Below are 14,510 nucleotides of genomic sequence, written 5' to 3'. Positions count from 1 at the left end.
TTTATTGCGCTGGTCAGGCGCAGTTAAAATGCATCGGTGTTGTACTTCTCTGAATATCTACGCGGTTGTTTTCGTGGTTTTGCTGCCTCCAGCTGAATGCGTGTTTTCTCTTTGCCGACATGCTGATCAACGTGCAGGAAGTGACCGTTTTTGAACTCCTGATAGATAACGGCACCAGCAGCACTGAATCGACTTTTCCCCAGGATGATTTCGGCGATCCCCGCCGCCGGGCTTTCAGGGTTGTAGACTTCATCGCGGTACAGGAACATGATGCTGTCGGCGTCCTGCTCGATAGAACCGGAGTCGCGGAGGTCTGACATAACCGGGCGACGCTGGGTCGCCGGACGGGAATCCACGGCGCGCGAAAGCTGGCTAAGCGCGAACGTCGGCGTATGCAGGCGCATAGCCATAGTTTTAAGGTTCCGGGAAATGTGGGCGATCGCCAGGTCGTTACGCTCTGCCTTCGGTTTTTTAATCAGGCCAAGGTAATCAACAACGATCATCGCCAGATGCGGATAGCGGCGCTTATGCGTCTCTGCAACAGCCCGGATTTGCTCAATCGTCAGATCGGTAGCATCGACGATCCAGATATCGCGCCCGTTCATGGTCTCCATGGCCGCTGTAAAGCGCGCCCAGTCCTCATCCTGCATATCGAGGGGATTACGCAGGCGTGAAACCGACATGTTGCCAGAGCCCGCCAGAGAGCGTTCTACGATTTGCGCAGCAGCCATTTCCATGCTGAATATCAACGCGCCACCGCCGGCAGCAGTAACGCCATCGACAATCTTCAGCGCAAATTCCGTTTTACCCATGCCAGGACGGCCAGCGACAACAATCAAATCCTGCAGGTTAATACCGCCAGTGGCATCGTCCAGTTCGTCGATCCCGGTCTTTAAATTTCGGGTGCCCTCTTCGCCGTCCATGCGTTTCTGCATGGTTTCCATGTACACAGGCAATAATTCGCTCATGTGTACCGGCTGCACGTCGCCAGTGTCGCCGGTCATGTCCAGCAGCTGCGCCACGGCAGTTTCAACAACCTGATCGCGCTGTTCCTGGTTGTTTGCCTGCCGGATGCCATCAGCGCCCTGCTGCAGTAATTCGGCCATACGGCGGCTGCGCCACGCCTTAACCATTTTGCCGGCGTAACCCTTCAGGTTCGGTACCGTGGCAGGCATACGTGTAATTTCTGATAAATCAGCCAGACTACTACCGCCCAGCGCTTCACTGACAAACAGCATGTCGATCAGGCCGTTCGCCAGCGCCTGTTTTTTAATTTCGGAGAACGCGCGACGGTGAAACCCGATACTGAAAGATTCTTCAGGCGTAGAGGCGATCACATCGAATGCGTCCGGACTGGCGCCGCCATTTAGCAGGCCAGCCAGCACACAAGCTTCCAGTTCCTGCGGAGTCATAACGAACCTTCCCGGGTATTGCGTAACGTTTCTGGTTTCATCAGGTAGTCAAAGCTGGCTCGCCATCCGCCATCTGTACCGAAATAAAAATCAGGAGCATCAGCGCGGAATTTTTCGAAGTACCCCAGGAATGCACCGGTAGTTTTATTTTTCATGTGAGCAGCCAGGCGGGTGATCATCCGGCGGCGGTCGGCATCCAGTTCAGCAGCAGGCAGAACGTCAGCGAAAATTTCGTTGTAGCCGTTCATGACGGCTTCCGGGTCGATATTCGCCTCCAAAACAGCCCATGCCTCAGCGTCGGCAAGATAGCCATCAAAGCGGTTTATCCGGCAGATGTTCGCAGGCTTCGGCAGGCTATCGCCGCGGCGGCGCCATGTGGCCAGCACCCAGCGGATAACCAACTGCAGTTCGTCCAGGGTGTACCCTTCCCGAGTGGTGGTAGGAGTCAGCATCATCACAAACGGTTTCAGGTCTCGGCAGCGGGTGCCCGTTTTCTCGTTGTAAAATTCCAGCGCTTTTTTAGCATTAGAATTAATTCTTTCCTCGCCTTCCCCCGTTTGGGGGTTAGGGGGATCAGTAGGTTCTATGACTGGTTCAAAAGAGTGACTGGTTCTGGTGCCGCCACACGGCATAGGGGCTATGCTTTTTGGCGGCATACCTGTGCTTTCTGGCGGCATAGGGGCTATGCTTTTTGGCGGCATAGGGTTATCGAGATTCATACAATACAGATTCGATGCGTTTCCCTTTCCGTTTTTTACCCCCGGGCGGTTTTCTTTGACCAGCAGACCCATAGAAATTAATGCATCGATATGATCACGAACTGCGCTTTTGCTGCATTCGCAGTGATCGGCAATATGCTTATAAGACGGCCAGCATTCGCCGGAATCATTGGCGTTATCCGCCAGTTTGATCAGCACTAGTTTTCGTATCGGGTTACCGGTTTTGATGGCCATTGCTTTGGCCATAAGTGTCATACTCATAGTCAGATCCCCAGCGTATCGGCCAACTGGCGGCAGGCTATTTCATATTCTTTCTGGGTCAGACCTAATTCCTGCAGTTCTGCCTTTCGCAGCTCGTAGCGTTCCCAGATCGTCAGCGCAGCAGCGCGACGTTCCTCGAAAATCGATTCGATATCTTCCATCGGGACTTGCACCCCGTTCCGGCGAAACCCGTTCCGCCAGGTGATGCGGTCTTGTGTTCTCATTGGTCTTTCCTCGGTACAGGTTAAACGCTGGTCAGGCGCTGTGTTTCTCTCATCGCTTGCAATGCCTTCGCAACTTGCTGCGGGCCGTCTCTGGCCTCGAGCAATAACGCGATAATGGCCGCCGCAAATTCGCGTATGGCGACGCAGATCAAATACTGGGTAGACATGTCCAGGCGTGCGTAACGTTCCGCCGGCAGCGCCGCTTCCATCGCCTTGGCCAGGGCCATAGTTTTGGCTCTCGCAGCTTTGGTCTCGCCTCGCAGCCAACGAAAAATCTGTTGCCGGTTGTTGTTGATCGCCCGCCAGTTGGCGTTTCCCGCAGCATCTTCAATCTGGTGCAGCTTCAGCGCGCCGGTATTACCGCCGAGACGAAACCACATACGGCTGATCTCGATGGCGACTAACTCCTGCCCGCTTTCTGCTGCCCAGTTAAAGATCTCTCGTTTCAGTTCATCGAGGTTTTCCACTTCGCGTCTCCTGTCGCTGAAAATTGATTAAGCGTAATCAGATATCAAATTCGCTTGCTGCTAAGCTGCGTTACCTGGCTGCTGCCCTTGATAAAACACAGGATCATATTTGAGAGCGCCCTTTGTCGCTCTGTCCAGGCGAGCAGCGCGGCGTTCGGGGATTACTTCCCCCCAACGAGAAACTGCTGGTAGAGACACACCGGCTGCGTGAGCCAGTTTTGTGGCATTCCCAAAGAATGCCAGGGCATCTTCTTTCAACATTGATGAACTCCCACTTTGTTAACTTTAAGAAACAAAGCTAAGAGTTAAAGAAAATTAAGTCAAGTAAATTTATATTAACCTGATGAACAACGTGACCCCTGGCGATCGGATTAAAAATCGGCGCAAAGAATTGAACCTCACCCAGCGCGAAGTTGCGAAGCTCGCGCAGGTTTCCCACGTGTCCATTTCTAAATGGGAAAGCAGTGATAACGAACCCCGCGGCCAAAACCTCTTCCAGCTCAGTAAAGCGTTGAGGTGCTCACCTACATGGATTCTTTTTGGTGATGAAAACCATCAGCCAACAATTCCTGAATCAAACGAAGAGCCACTTAAGCTTGATGATCTTGAAAGTGAGCTGATCACACTATTCAGGTCACTGCCGGAATCAGAGAAAGAGCGACATATCGCTGACTTACGTGGCAAGGTTGACGATTTCAATCGGCTTTTTTACGAACTTCTTCAGGCAAGAAAATCAAATAAGAAAAAATAAACACTTAATAATCAATGTGTTTGTTTTCTTTTGTCATCGCATTTAACTTTTATAAACAAAACTATCTTGACGTTAAATTTAACCTTGATTAAATTAACCTCCATCAACGACGCACTAACCACGCGGCAGTTGTTCAGAAACAGTTCTGACAGTCCGGAAAGACGGGCGCGAATTCTTCGGGTCGCCGACAGTACGATGACATGCGGGAAAGACTGCAACCGGCGTATGGCACATGCGTCGAAGCGGTCCGGGGGCTCCTTGGTACATAGCCCAGCGGGTAGCCGGAATGTGCAAGCTAGGTGTCCAGGCACGACAGGCGATTCACCATCGTGGCGGTACGGTGTGACTCCCGGGAAGAGTCCGGGATACAACATGAGAGCGCGCTTCATTTTTATCAGTTATGGCGATGTTGTTAAATCAAAAGGCGGAGTGCGCTCCCAGTTGTAAAGAATCACGTAGCCAGCGTGGTACCAGAGGAAAACTGCTGTGTGTAGTCTTTGCCCGCTTTGCGGCGGGCAATTTTTTTAACAGCACGGTTTTGTGACCCTTCAGTGAAAACTGAAGCCCTCCAAGAGAGGGAAGTGGCGAGGAAAGACCAGTGAGCATGACCAGCTCTGACGCCGGGAAAGACCAATGACCAACGGGCCTGACCAGCCCTGACTGCCAGGAAAGACCGGCAACCAGCAGGCGTAAAAAAGCCCACCGAAGTGGGCTAATTTACCCGGGACAGTGACCAAACCGCCCGGAATGCTACAGGGGACCAACCCCGTAGCGAGGAAAGACCAATGCCGACAGAATCAACACTGATCGGCTCTGAGTATACATCAACAAGGAGTCGCTATGGAAGCGCTTACCATCCCAGTAACAATCTACGTTCTGGCAACAACTAATCCTTTTTTACCAACCTCTTATCATGCATCGACTTGTGACATGTCACAGCAATTTCCTGGTCGATACGTTCTCGTTTCGACCAAAACGCTGGAACTCCCCATTCCACCGTTAGAACCTATCGACATCATCGGGATGCAGGTTAACGCCCTGCGCGCAAGGAAAGAACAAATCTCAGTTGAAGCCGATATACAGCAAAATGTTATTGAAGATCAGATCCAGCAGCTGCTGTGCATCGACCACTCTCCGATTGAAGAAAGCGACGTACCGTTTTAATTAACTGGCGCCTGACCTGCGCCTGCAACCAAGAGGAAAGACCAATGACCATATACAACGGCTTATTTGAGCCCAAGAAATCGGCTATTAAAGACTGCGGTGCCGTGCAGCTGGCGATCGCCGTCGAAGCACCTAACAAGAAAGTCGCTGAAAGTATTATGACCGGAAAACTCTGGGAGTCTTACCCGGCGAACGGAGACAACTATTTCAAACCTAAGCTGTGGGAACACATTGAAGGCCAGCCACTGCCGGCAGTCGGCCAGTTCGATGAACATTTCGCCCAGGAAAACACCTTTGACGGTGAAAAATGGGTGGCTAACAGCCAGGATGACGGCGCCACCGAGTTGCCGGCAGGCGATGAAGTTATCGATCTGATGACGGTATCCCCCAGGGAGCGTTTTGCTGCTGTATTACTCTTCAGCAAATTAGAGATAAACGGCCAGCTCTATTCGCAGGTTGTAGATTATCTTGATGATCTGGATAACCACAACGAATCCATAGAAGAGGATGACCGTTTTAATTTCAATGTGCTTTGCGCCCTGCACAATAACGAACCAGTGAAACATATGCACGTGGAAGGTCTGAACAATCTGATCCATGGCATCTTCTCCCATTTTGAAAACCAGATGCCGGGTAAAGCGGCTATTTCTCAATTTGTAAAACGCTGGCTTGAAAATCCCGGTAAACGCGAAGAAATGGTACCAGGCCAAAATTATGCCCCCAGCACTGATAACAACGTTAAAATCGCGCCAAAGCGTGGTTATAAACATACCTATGCAACACTGGATCAGGAGATCGCTGTTGCGCTGCTCCCTATCTCTCCCGACGCGCCAGTATTATCAGGCAACCTTCGCGACGCGGAGAAAATCATTGCAGACGATCGTGAGGATTTTAAACGTTGGTCTGCATCACTGCATGTCACACCGAACATACTCAAATATGACCGTGCCAGCATTTTCGGCGTAGTGCAGAACGTTCCGGCGAAAGATACTTACCATTTTCCGGAAAGTCTGCGCCGCCATATTACTTCATGGCTTGAAGCTAACGGCCGCTTTGAAGAAGACGAAGGCTCATCACAAAGACAACCGACAGCGGAGCAAAATACCGCCTCAAACGTGGTCAAAAAAGAGGAAGTGCCGCCGCCGATTGTAACCGATACCCAGGCCAAACAGGCGCGTGAGACGCTCAACGATATGGGCTATGGCGTATATGCCTCTGGTGAAGGAGCAGAGCCAGAAGAGAATTTGAGAGAAAAAGTAAAAACTATCGTTCAGGACGTTGATCAGCTTGTTGAACGAACTAACCGAGAAGAGAACCTGCCGAAAGCTTCCGAAGTCGTCCAGAGCATTAACGAAATGCAGGAAACAGAACGTGACAATCTGGAACTATGGAAACGAGTTTTCAAAACTGATGAACGGTTTACTAAAGCCTTTACGCAGAACGGCGGCGGCACCTCGATCAATGGCACGTACCTAACGATGGTAGCAACACGTGAGTTTGGCTTGAAAGGGAGTGGCTGGGGCGTCGATATTCTGGAAGAACGCTTTGATGATGGCGCACCAATTACACGTACAGTAAAAGGAGCTGACGGTAATAATACATGGGAACTGATCCCTGATGGTAATGGTGGCTTCCTAACTGAAAAACACCATGTGATAAAAATTAGGCTGTGGTACCTGGTAAACGGTGTTCGTGGTGAAGAATACGCCTACGGATGTACCCCTTACATTTACGGCAGTAAATACGGCCCTACCTGCGACGGCGAAGCTACTAAAAAATCACTAACTGACGCCACCAAAAAGGCATTATCCGGCCTCGGATTCAGCGGCGATATATTTATGGGGCTTTACGACAATCTGGAGTACCGCCAAAAGAATAAGGCCGAATTTGATCTTAAGAACGCCAGCGAAACCGCCGAAGATGCAGCGCGGTTGCGTCAGGAGTTCGATGACAAACTAACCCGCGTCGCCAATACACTAGCACATGGCGTAACAGTGAACGAAATAAACGGTGTGTTCTCCCCTATCGCACGTGAAATCGATGTTCACATTAAGGCCGCACAGGCCAACGGCGACAAGCAACATGAACGCTATCTTTCTGGCCGCCTGCGCCGCCTGATTGCCATTAAAGATGGTCGTCTCAAAGAACTGAATAAAGCCGAGGAGAAAGCATAATGACTTCCACAACTGCAATCGCTATTGCTGCTGATATGTCTAAACTCCAGGCGCTTCTGGAAAATGAAGACGGTTCTGGTCTGTCAGCTGAAATGATCGCCGATACAATGGAGGGGCTCGAACTGCAGCTCGGCGACAAACTCGACGCGGTATTCGTCCATGTTCGCAACCTTGAAGGTCTGGCGAAAACCTGCGACGAAGAAGCCAAACGCCTGGCCGCCCGTAAAAAGTCATTCGAAGGTAAGATCATCAACCTGAAGAATTATGTGCTTCAGTGCCTGCTGGCCGCGGGGCAGGATACCGTTAAAACTGCAAAGAACACTTTCACCGCCCGCAAAGGTGCAATCAACGTGGTGATCGATAATGTCGATTTACTTCCGGATGATTTGGTAACCGTTGAGACAGTGGTTACACCGGACAAAAAGGCAATTAAAGAGGCTATCGAATCCTCGCAGGCGGCGGCTGCACAGATTACTGCTGATGGCGGAGAGATACCGGGAGAACTGTTAAATCCAGTGCCTGGCGCTCACCTTGAGATTGGCGAACGTTCACTGCAGGTGCGCTGATATGCTGAGACTATCTCTGAAAAAAGGTGATGCAGTTCATATCGTGTTACCGGATGGGACTAACGCAATTATCGAAGCGCTGGCCCGGTGTGAACTCGGTATGCACTTCCCCCGCAATATCAAGATAACGCGTGAGGATGGTGCATTCCAACCGAAACAAAACCTGATTAAGCATAATCAGAAATAGCCCATCACTACCGCTAGCATTGTGGTCTACCAATAAACCGGAGATCACAATGCTACGTTGGCAACCAGGTGTAGTTTTACTTTCTGAATTCGATATCAAAATTGGCAGGCTATCAGCCAGCGTTAGAAAAAGGACTCTGACCCAGTCCGATATCCATATCGCTTGTGATACAGCTGACAACGCAATAGCCCGGCTTATGAGGAAAGACCATGACCAGAGAAAACGATCTCCTGACCGACGATGAACTGATAGAATTGACCGGATACCGATTTCCTTCTAAGCAGTGCTCGGCTTTAGCTAAATCCGGTATTTCGTTTGTTAAACGTCGGGACGGCCGGCCTCGCGTGACATGGACACATGTGAATGCAGCACTATTCGGAGACAGAAAAATAGTTGCTGACGAAGAAGAAAAACCAAACTTTGATGCTATTTAAATTATGGGAAGAAAAAGAAAAAAACAGGAGGATAACAAACTTCCTCCCCGCGTTTATTCAAATAAGTACAGTTACTATTACAAACCAACCTCAAAAGAATGCATCACAATTGGCCCCGTATCAATGCCCTTGTCTCAGTTATGGGCAAGATATGAGGCATTAATTGACGAACAGGCCAACGTAATGACATTCAGTAAATTATGGGGGTTATTTCTTAAGAGTGCCTATTATCTTGAATTGAAACCAAGGACGCAGAAAGATTATCTGCAACACCAGAAAAAGCTACTTGCTGTATTTGGGAAGATTACGGCAGATAAAATTAAAACTGAAGATATCAGGATGTTTATGGATAGGCGAGGCTTGCAAAGTAAAACACAGGCAAATCATGAAATGAGTAGCATGTCTCGTGTTTTCAGATGGGGTTTTGAGCGGGGTATGGTTAAAGGAAATCCTTGCCAGGGCGTCAGTAAATTTAAAGCTGTCGCCCGCGGGAGGTACATTACCGACGCGGAATATGAGGCCATCTATAAGGAGGCGGATGATGTCGTTCGTACAGCAATGGAAATTGCCTATCTTTGCGCTGCCCGCCTGGCTGATGTACTCGGCATGCAGTGGCGACAGGTAACGCCGGAAGGAATCTTCATTCAGCAGGGTAAAAACAATGTTAGCCAGATCAAGCAGTGGACAGACCGGCTTAAACAGGCTTTCGAACTTGCAAAAACATTCTCTAATTCCGGCAATCCAGGAGCATTCGTCCTGATGGGCTCACATGGTAGCGGGTTCAGTAAAAGAGGATTCAGCCACCGATGGGAGGAGGCAAGGCATAAAGCTTCTGTAAAACTGGGGTACGTTCTCGACTGTACGTTCCACGATCTGAAGGCGAAAGGTATCTCTGATTACGAAGGAAGCAGCCGGGATAAACAACTGTTCAGCGGACATAAAACAGAAAGCCAGGTTCTGATTTATGATCGTAAAACGAAGGTGTCACCCACTCTCGACAAGCCGCCAATTGAGACTAAAAATTCTAAGTTAATATTCTAAGTCTATTCTAAGACACCAAAGCAAAAAGGGGTTACCTTTCGGTAACCCCTTCTTTTATATGGCGGAAGCGCAGAGATTCGAACTCTGGAACCCTTTCGGGTCGCCGGTTTTCAAGACCGGTGCCTTCAACCGCTCGGCCACACTTCCGGTGTGAGGCGCACTATAAACACCTCGGCGGATGCTGTAAAGCACCATTTTGTTCAACTGCCTTAAAAACAAACAATTTTGTGTTATTCGTCTGAATTTCAGGCAGTTCGCACAGAAAATCAGCGCTCCTCACCGCTATCAGATGACTATTTTTTAATGTACATGTCTTTGGTGTAGTAATACCCCAGCTTATCCGGCGTGAAACCGCCCACCCTGGGTTTCACTAAATGGGTACGCACATAGTGATAGACCGGAATGGCGGGAACATCCTGCGCCAGCAGATCTTCCGCCTGCTGATAGTATTTGCCCCGTGTCGCTACGTCGGAGGCTTTCGCCGCATTGCGCAGGGCCTCATCGTAAGCCGGGTTGCTGTACTGACTGGTGTTCTCGCTATCACCGGTACGGAACGTATTGAGGAAAGTGGCGGCATCGTCGTAGTCGGCGATCCAGGCATAGCGGACGGCGTCAAAGTTATGCGTATGCATGGTATCCAGCATCGTCTTCCATTCCTGGTTCTGCAGCTTCACCTCGACGCCGAGGTTTTTCTTCCACATAGAGCTGGCGGCGATGGCGATACGCTGGTGCGACTCATAGGTGTTATACAGCAGGGTAAAGACCAATGGGTGACTGTCATCATACCCCGCCTGCGCCAGCAGTTTTTTCGCCTCAGCAATCCGCTTCTCGCGCGGCCAGCTGGCGTAGTCCGGGTTGTGCAGCGTCACGCCGCCGATATCCGGCTGGCTGATCACCCAGGCCGGTCGCTGCCCCTGGCCAAGCACTTTTCCGGCAATGATATCTTTATCAAGCGCCATATTCAGCGCGCGCCGCACGCGGGCGTCGTTAAACGGCGGGCGGGTAGTATTGAATTCGTAGTAATAGGTCGCCAGCTGCGGCGAAACGTCCAGCTGATCGCCCATGGTTTTCTGCAACTGCGCAAACTGATTGATCGGCACCGTATAAACAATATCGATCTCCCCCGCTTTGTAGCGGTTGACATCGGCAGCCTCCGAAGAGATGGGCAGGTAAGTCACTTTATTAATAACGGTGTGCGCATTATCCCAGTACTTCGCATTACGTTCAGCCACCAGCCGCTCATTCACCACCCATTGGGTCAGCTTATACGGGCCGCTGGTGACGATATGCTCTGGTCGGGTCCATTTATCGGCAAAACGCTCCACCAGCACTTTGTCGATCGGTACCAGCGAAGGGTGCGCCAGCATCGCCAGGAAAGCGGCATTCGGCTGGTTCAGAGTGACCTGCAGCGTGGAGTCGTTCAGCGCTTTTACCCCCAGCGTCTCGGGTCCCTTTTGCCCCATGGCAATTTCGCGGGCGTTGGCGATATGCATATTGCCGGGATAGCTCGCATAGGGCGAGGCGGTGGCCGGCGAGACCAGCCGTTGCCAGCTCCAGACGATATCCTGCGCCGTGATGGCCGTGCCGTCGGACCAGGTCAGACCGGGGCGTAAATGGAAGGTCCATAACAGGTTGTCCTTGTTTTCCCAGCGCTCCGCCAGCCGGGGTTGGATCGCCCCCGCAGGCGTCACGCTGACCAGCCCTTCAAAGAGATCGCTAATGATGTTGAATTCAATGTCGCTCTCGACTTTATGCGGATCGAGTGAGGCAGGTTCACTGCCGTTATTTCTGACCAGCTCCTGCTTTTCCGCCAGCTGGGTGCCAGGCGGCACCTGTGCCGCCAGCGCCCCGCCGGTTATGACCATCAGACTCATTGCCAGGAACGTTCGCGTGATGTGATTGTTTTTGTGTAATGTCATTTCCCTTTGCCTTTAACGTACGGAGTGATTCCCCCTTCCACACTTAGTCGCAGAATTTAAATAAAGCAATATATTTCAGCAACCTATAAGATTTCGATCGGCTCACCGAAGCGAAACGCGAAAACATATCGCTTTTCCCAATCCATGTAGAATTTTATGCTGGACAAAAGCGGCAAAAGCTAAGTAAAGATGGGTAAAAGCATTAGGGCTTCACGCTTGTTTTTCTTATTCTTTATCCCTAATTACATCTGTCATAAGAGAGTGACTCATGGATCGCATAATTACATCATCGCGTGACCGTTCCTCGCTGCTCAGCACGCACAAGGTTCTGCGTAATACCTATTTCCTGCTCAGCCTGACGCTGGCGTTTTCCGCTATCACCGCCACCGCCAGCACGGTGCTGATGCTTCCTTCCCCGGGGCTGATTTTGACTCTTGTGGGGATGTACGGTCTGATGTTCCTGACCTATAAAACGGCGAATAAACCCACCGGGATTATTTCCGCCTTCGCTTTCACCGGGTTCCTCGGCTATATCCTTGGGCCGATGCTGAACGCGTACCTTTCTGCCGGCATGGGCGATTTAATCGGCCTGGCGCTGGGCGGCACCGCACTGGTCTTCTTCTGCTGCTCGGCCTACGTGCTGACGACGCGCAAAGACATGTCATTCCTCGGCGGGATGCTGATGGCGGGCGTGGTGGTGGTCCTGATTGGTATGGTCGCTAACCTGTTCCTGCAGCTGCCGGCGCTTCATCTGGCGATTAGCGCGGTGTTCATCCTGATCTCTTCGGGTGCCATCCTGTTCGAGACCAGCAACATCATCCGCGGCGGTGAAACCAACTACATCCGCGCAACAGTTAGCCTGTATGTCTCGCTGTACAACATCTTTGTCAGCCTGCTGAGCATCCTGGGCTTCGCCAGCCGGGACTAACCGCTCTCCTGCTCATCCTGAGGCCTCGCTTATGCGGGGCCTTTTTTTTTGCTACACTGCGGCCAGTTTCAGGCGGTATGTGAAAAATCATGTTTATTTTTGAAGGCAACGAAATTGAAACGGATAGCGAAGGCTATCTGAAAGATACCACCCAGTGGAGCGAGGCGATGGCGGAAGTCATTGCCGCGCAGGAAGGGATAACGCTCGCCGTTGAACACTGGGAAGTGGTGCGCTTTGTGCGCGAGTTTTACCTTGAGTTCAATACCTCTCCGGCGATCCGCATGCTGGTGAAGGCGATGGCCAACAAGTTTGGCGAAGAGAAAGGCAACAGCCGCTATCTCTATCGCCTGTTCCCGAAAGGCCCCGCCAAACAGGCGACCAAAATCGCCGGGCTGCCGAAGCCGGTGAAGTGCATCTAATAGAGAATCGCGAATTTTTCCCAGCTGCGGGTGGGTTGATGGGGTTCGGTTAACACTCGGTCAACCCGCGCGCTGCGCGGCCCCCCGGCTTTCAGCCAGGCGATGAGTTTCTCCACCTGCTCTGCCTCGCCGCAGGCAAGCACTTCCACCCCGCCGTCGTCCAGATTACGGGCATAGCCGGTCAACCCCAGCTGCAGCGCTTCCCGCTGTGTTGAATAGCGAAACCCTACGCCCTGAACCGAACCGTAAACCCATGCCATCGTGCAGATACTGGCCATTATCATCTCCTTTTCGCTCACACTTTACGCTGAGGATAGCAAATTCGCTCAGCGTACGTGCTTCGGCAGTAAACCATAATGCTGACGGAAGCGCGCGGTAAAGCGCGATCCCGACTGATATCCGCTGTTCTGCGCGATTTCGCCTATTGGCCGCGAGGTGGTCTGCAGCTGCCCCAGGGCGTGGGCCATCCGCACCTCCTCAACAATCTGGCGAAAACTCTGCGATTCCTGCTGCAGCCGACGGCGCAGCGTGGACTCGCCGAGAAAGAGCATTTTCGCCACCCGCGACACGCTCCATGCCTGCGCCGGCGACAGCATGACCAGTTGTCGAACCTGCGCCGACAGATCCTGCTGCCGCTCGACGAGCAGCGGGCCTGCATAGCCCGCCTCGTGCAAGGCCAGCAGCAGGCCCATGGTCTGGTGGTGCTGTAGTGAAGAGGATAAGCCTTCCCGCACCGCCTGCAGGACGCTTTGCCACATAAACGCCAGCTCTGTCGTCACCGGGGCACAGAGCGAGGTCAGACGCCCTGGCGGTGGTTCCCTGAGATAACGGGTCTTAAACATCGTCAGCAGCTCGGGGGTCAGCGACAGCAGATCGGAACAAAACAGGCCGTTATCCGGCTGGTTAATCACCTCCAGCTCAACGTCAGCCGGCAACACAATCAGCTGTTGCGGCGTCGCCAGCACCCGGCTCTCCCCTTGCACAATCACTTTGCTGCCGCGTTTAACCCGACAGAGCGCCGGGGAGAACAGGCGCACCCGATGCAATCTACACAGCCGTCGGGTGGTGACCTCTGCCGCGGTTAAGGCGTTATGCTGGAAGTGGATACTCTCCATCGGATCGACCCTTTATTTTAGCGCCCGGCCATCGCTGTCAACTGTGCGCTGGCGAGAGCATGGCTGTGTAACAGATAGCCGACCAGCGCCCCGCTGGCCCCGGCATCCACCGGCAGCGTAGGGACATCCAGCGCCCATACTGTAAAACGGTAGCGGTGCGGTTTATCTCCCGCTGGCGGACAGGCGCCGCCGAAGCCGGCATAGCCAAAATCGTTGCGGCCCTGTACCGCTCCGCCCGGCAGTGTAGCGCTGTTTTTATCTCCCGCGCCAGCGGGCAGCGAAAAGACGCTGCTGGCGATATTGACCACCGTCCAGTGCCACCAGCCGCTGCCGGTAGGCGCATCGGGATCTCTGACAGTGACCGCGAAGCTTCGCGTCCCCGCCGGGGCATTTTTCCATGCCAGCTGCGGGGAGACATTGCCTCCGGTACAGCCGAAACCGGCAAACCAGTGCTTCCGGGTCAGCGCCTGCCCGTCATGCATATCATCGCTGCTCACGCTAAACGGCGCAGCCATCGCGCCACTGCTCACAATCGTGACCATCGCCACGGCCATGCGGATACCTGTTTTCATCATCTGATCCTCGTTGGGGTGAGAAAACAGGGTATGAGAGTCCGCACAAGCTGAATGTGCCGAAGCGCCTGCATTTTGTGCCGAAACGCTCACCTGTGCCTGCCGGGCGAAAGATGCTTGCGTGCGCCAGGTGTGCTACTCTACGCGCCATTTTTCG

18 protein-coding genes and 1 tRNA gene are annotated in these 14,510 nt (G+C 52.4%); 9 read left to right on the top strand and 10 right to left on the bottom strand.

From position 1 onward, the window contains the following. Nucleotides 1-23: 23 nt before the first annotated feature. The 5 genes from CWM53_RS13580 to CWM53_RS13560 are packed head-to-tail and all read right to left on the bottom strand — an operon-like array spanning nt 24 to nt 3,344. Nucleotides 24-1,412: a replicative DNA helicase gene (locus CWM53_RS13580; protein ID WP_100729773.1), complete on the bottom strand. Its 1,389-nt coding sequence runs from the start codon at nt 1,410-1,412 to the stop codon at nt 24-26. Next, nucleotides 1,409-2,392, bottom strand: a complete 984-nt coding sequence (locus tag CWM53_RS13575) for a helix-turn-helix domain-containing protein (protein ID WP_004191078.1) — start codon at nt 2,390-2,392, stop codon at nt 1,409-1,411. Before CWM53_RS13575 ends, CWM53_RS13580 begins: the two co-directional genes overlap by 4 nt. A gap of 2 nt (nt 2,393-2,394) precedes the next feature. Further along, nucleotides 2,395-2,616, bottom strand: a complete 222-nt coding sequence (locus CWM53_RS13570) for a hypothetical protein (RefSeq protein WP_004141593.1) — start codon at nt 2,614-2,616, stop codon at nt 2,395-2,397. Nucleotides 2,617-2,636: 20 nt separating this feature from the next. Beyond that, complete coding sequence (locus tag CWM53_RS13565) at nt 2,637-3,083, bottom strand: toxin YdaT family protein (protein ID WP_100729774.1); 447 nt, start codon at nt 3,081-3,083, stop codon at nt 2,637-2,639. Between the two features lie 60 nt (nt 3,084-3,143). Continuing rightward, the gene (locus CWM53_RS13560) at nt 3,144-3,344 is read right to left on the bottom strand and encodes a Cro/CI family transcriptional regulator (protein WP_100729775.1); all 201 of its coding nucleotides are present in this window, start codon (nt 3,342-3,344) and stop codon (nt 3,144-3,146) included. A gap of 82 nt (nt 3,345-3,426) precedes the next feature. Between CWM53_RS13560 and CWM53_RS13555 the strand changes: the two genes are divergently transcribed. The 7 genes from CWM53_RS13555 to CWM53_RS13520 all read left to right on the top strand — a co-directional run bounded on the left by CWM53_RS13555 (nt 3,427) and on the right by CWM53_RS13520 (nt 9,400). Then, the gene (locus CWM53_RS13555; RefSeq protein WP_100729776.1) at nt 3,427-3,834 is read left to right on the top strand and encodes a helix-turn-helix domain-containing protein; all 408 of its coding nucleotides are present in this window, start codon (nt 3,427-3,429) and stop codon (nt 3,832-3,834) included. An 840-nt stretch (nt 3,835-4,674) separates the two neighbouring features. Beyond that, nucleotides 4,675-4,998 (top strand): hypothetical protein, encoded by a 324-nt coding sequence (locus CWM53_RS13550; RefSeq protein ID WP_227521711.1) that lies wholly within the window; start codon nt 4,675-4,677, stop codon nt 4,996-4,998. 44 nt (nt 4,999-5,042) lie between these two features. Next, complete coding sequence (locus tag CWM53_RS13545) at nt 5,043-7,172, top strand: hypothetical protein (RefSeq protein ID WP_100729777.1); 2,130 nt, start codon at nt 5,043-5,045, stop codon at nt 7,170-7,172. Beyond that, entirely contained in the window at nt 7,172-7,738 is a 567-nt protein-coding gene (locus tag CWM53_RS13540; RefSeq protein WP_069135042.1) for a siphovirus Gp157 family protein, read from the top strand. Before CWM53_RS13545 ends, CWM53_RS13540 begins: the two co-directional genes overlap by 1 nt. Before the next feature lies 1 nt (nt 7,739). Continuing rightward, nucleotides 7,740-7,925: a hypothetical protein gene (locus tag CWM53_RS13535; protein WP_004141609.1), complete on the top strand. Its 186-nt coding sequence runs from the start codon at nt 7,740-7,742 to the stop codon at nt 7,923-7,925. A 209-nt stretch (nt 7,926-8,134) separates the two neighbouring features. Further along, a complete protein-coding gene (locus CWM53_RS13525; RefSeq protein ID WP_004199480.1) occupies nt 8,135-8,359 on the top strand; it encodes a DUF4224 domain-containing protein in 225 nt (74 codons plus the stop codon). 3 nt (nt 8,360-8,362) lie between these two features. Then, the gene (locus CWM53_RS13520) at nt 8,363-9,400 is read left to right on the top strand and encodes a tyrosine-type recombinase/integrase (protein ID WP_100729778.1); all 1,038 of its coding nucleotides are present in this window, start codon (nt 8,363-8,365) and stop codon (nt 9,398-9,400) included. Between the two features lie 59 nt (nt 9,401-9,459). On the opposite strand, the gene CWM53_RS13515 is transcribed toward CWM53_RS13520, so the two are convergent. Both CWM53_RS13515 and CWM53_RS13510 read right to left on the bottom strand, forming a co-directional pair. Further along, a tRNA-Ser gene (locus CWM53_RS13515) sits at nt 9,460-9,547 on the bottom strand. A gap of 146 nt (nt 9,548-9,693) precedes the next feature. Next, nucleotides 9,694-11,319, bottom strand: a complete 1,626-nt coding sequence (locus CWM53_RS13510; protein ID WP_100729779.1) for an ABC transporter substrate-binding protein — start codon at nt 11,317-11,319, stop codon at nt 9,694-9,696. 268 nt (nt 11,320-11,587) lie between these two features. Between CWM53_RS13510 and yccA the strand changes: the two genes are divergently transcribed. Together yccA and tusE are read left to right on the top strand one after the other, a co-directional pair. Next, nucleotides 11,588-12,247 (top strand): FtsH protease modulator YccA, encoded by a 660-nt coding sequence (gene yccA, locus CWM53_RS13505; protein WP_002898458.1) that lies wholly within the window; start codon nt 11,588-11,590, stop codon nt 12,245-12,247. 89 nt (nt 12,248-12,336) lie between these two features. Next, nucleotides 12,337-12,666 (top strand): sulfurtransferase TusE, encoded by a 330-nt coding sequence (tusE, locus tag CWM53_RS13500; RefSeq protein ID WP_002898457.1) that lies wholly within the window; start codon nt 12,337-12,339, stop codon nt 12,664-12,666. Here the strand turns inward: tusE and yccX are convergent. Genes yccX through CWM53_RS13485 form a run of 3 tightly spaced genes read right to left on the bottom strand, consistent with a single transcriptional unit; the run spans nt 12,663 to nt 14,353 of the window. After that, nucleotides 12,663-12,944: an acylphosphatase gene (yccX, locus tag CWM53_RS13495; protein WP_012542291.1), complete on the bottom strand. Its 282-nt coding sequence runs from the start codon at nt 12,942-12,944 to the stop codon at nt 12,663-12,665. The genes tusE and yccX overlap by 4 nt on opposite strands. 48 nt (nt 12,945-12,992) lie before the next feature. Beyond that, entirely contained in the window at nt 12,993-13,781 is a 789-nt protein-coding gene (locus CWM53_RS13490; protein WP_061155147.1) for an AraC family transcriptional regulator, read from the bottom strand. A 17-nt stretch (nt 13,782-13,798) separates the two neighbouring features. Continuing rightward, nucleotides 13,799-14,353 carry a YbhB/YbcL family Raf kinase inhibitor-like protein gene (locus CWM53_RS13485; RefSeq protein WP_077268407.1) on the bottom strand — a complete coding sequence of 185 codons (555 nt, stop codon included), beginning with the start codon at nt 14,351-14,353 and terminating at the stop codon, nt 13,799-13,801. Between the last annotated feature and the right edge of the window lie 157 nt (nt 14,354-14,510).

Origin of the sequence: Klebsiella sp. A-Nf5, from assembly GCF_002810545.1 — a bacterium.
Taxonomy (GTDB): domain Bacteria; phylum Pseudomonadota; class Gammaproteobacteria; order Enterobacterales; family Enterobacteriaceae; genus Klebsiella; species Klebsiella variicola.
The sequence above is the reverse complement of the archived record's forward strand: the minus strand, read 5'-3'. Positions and strand labels throughout refer to the sequence as shown.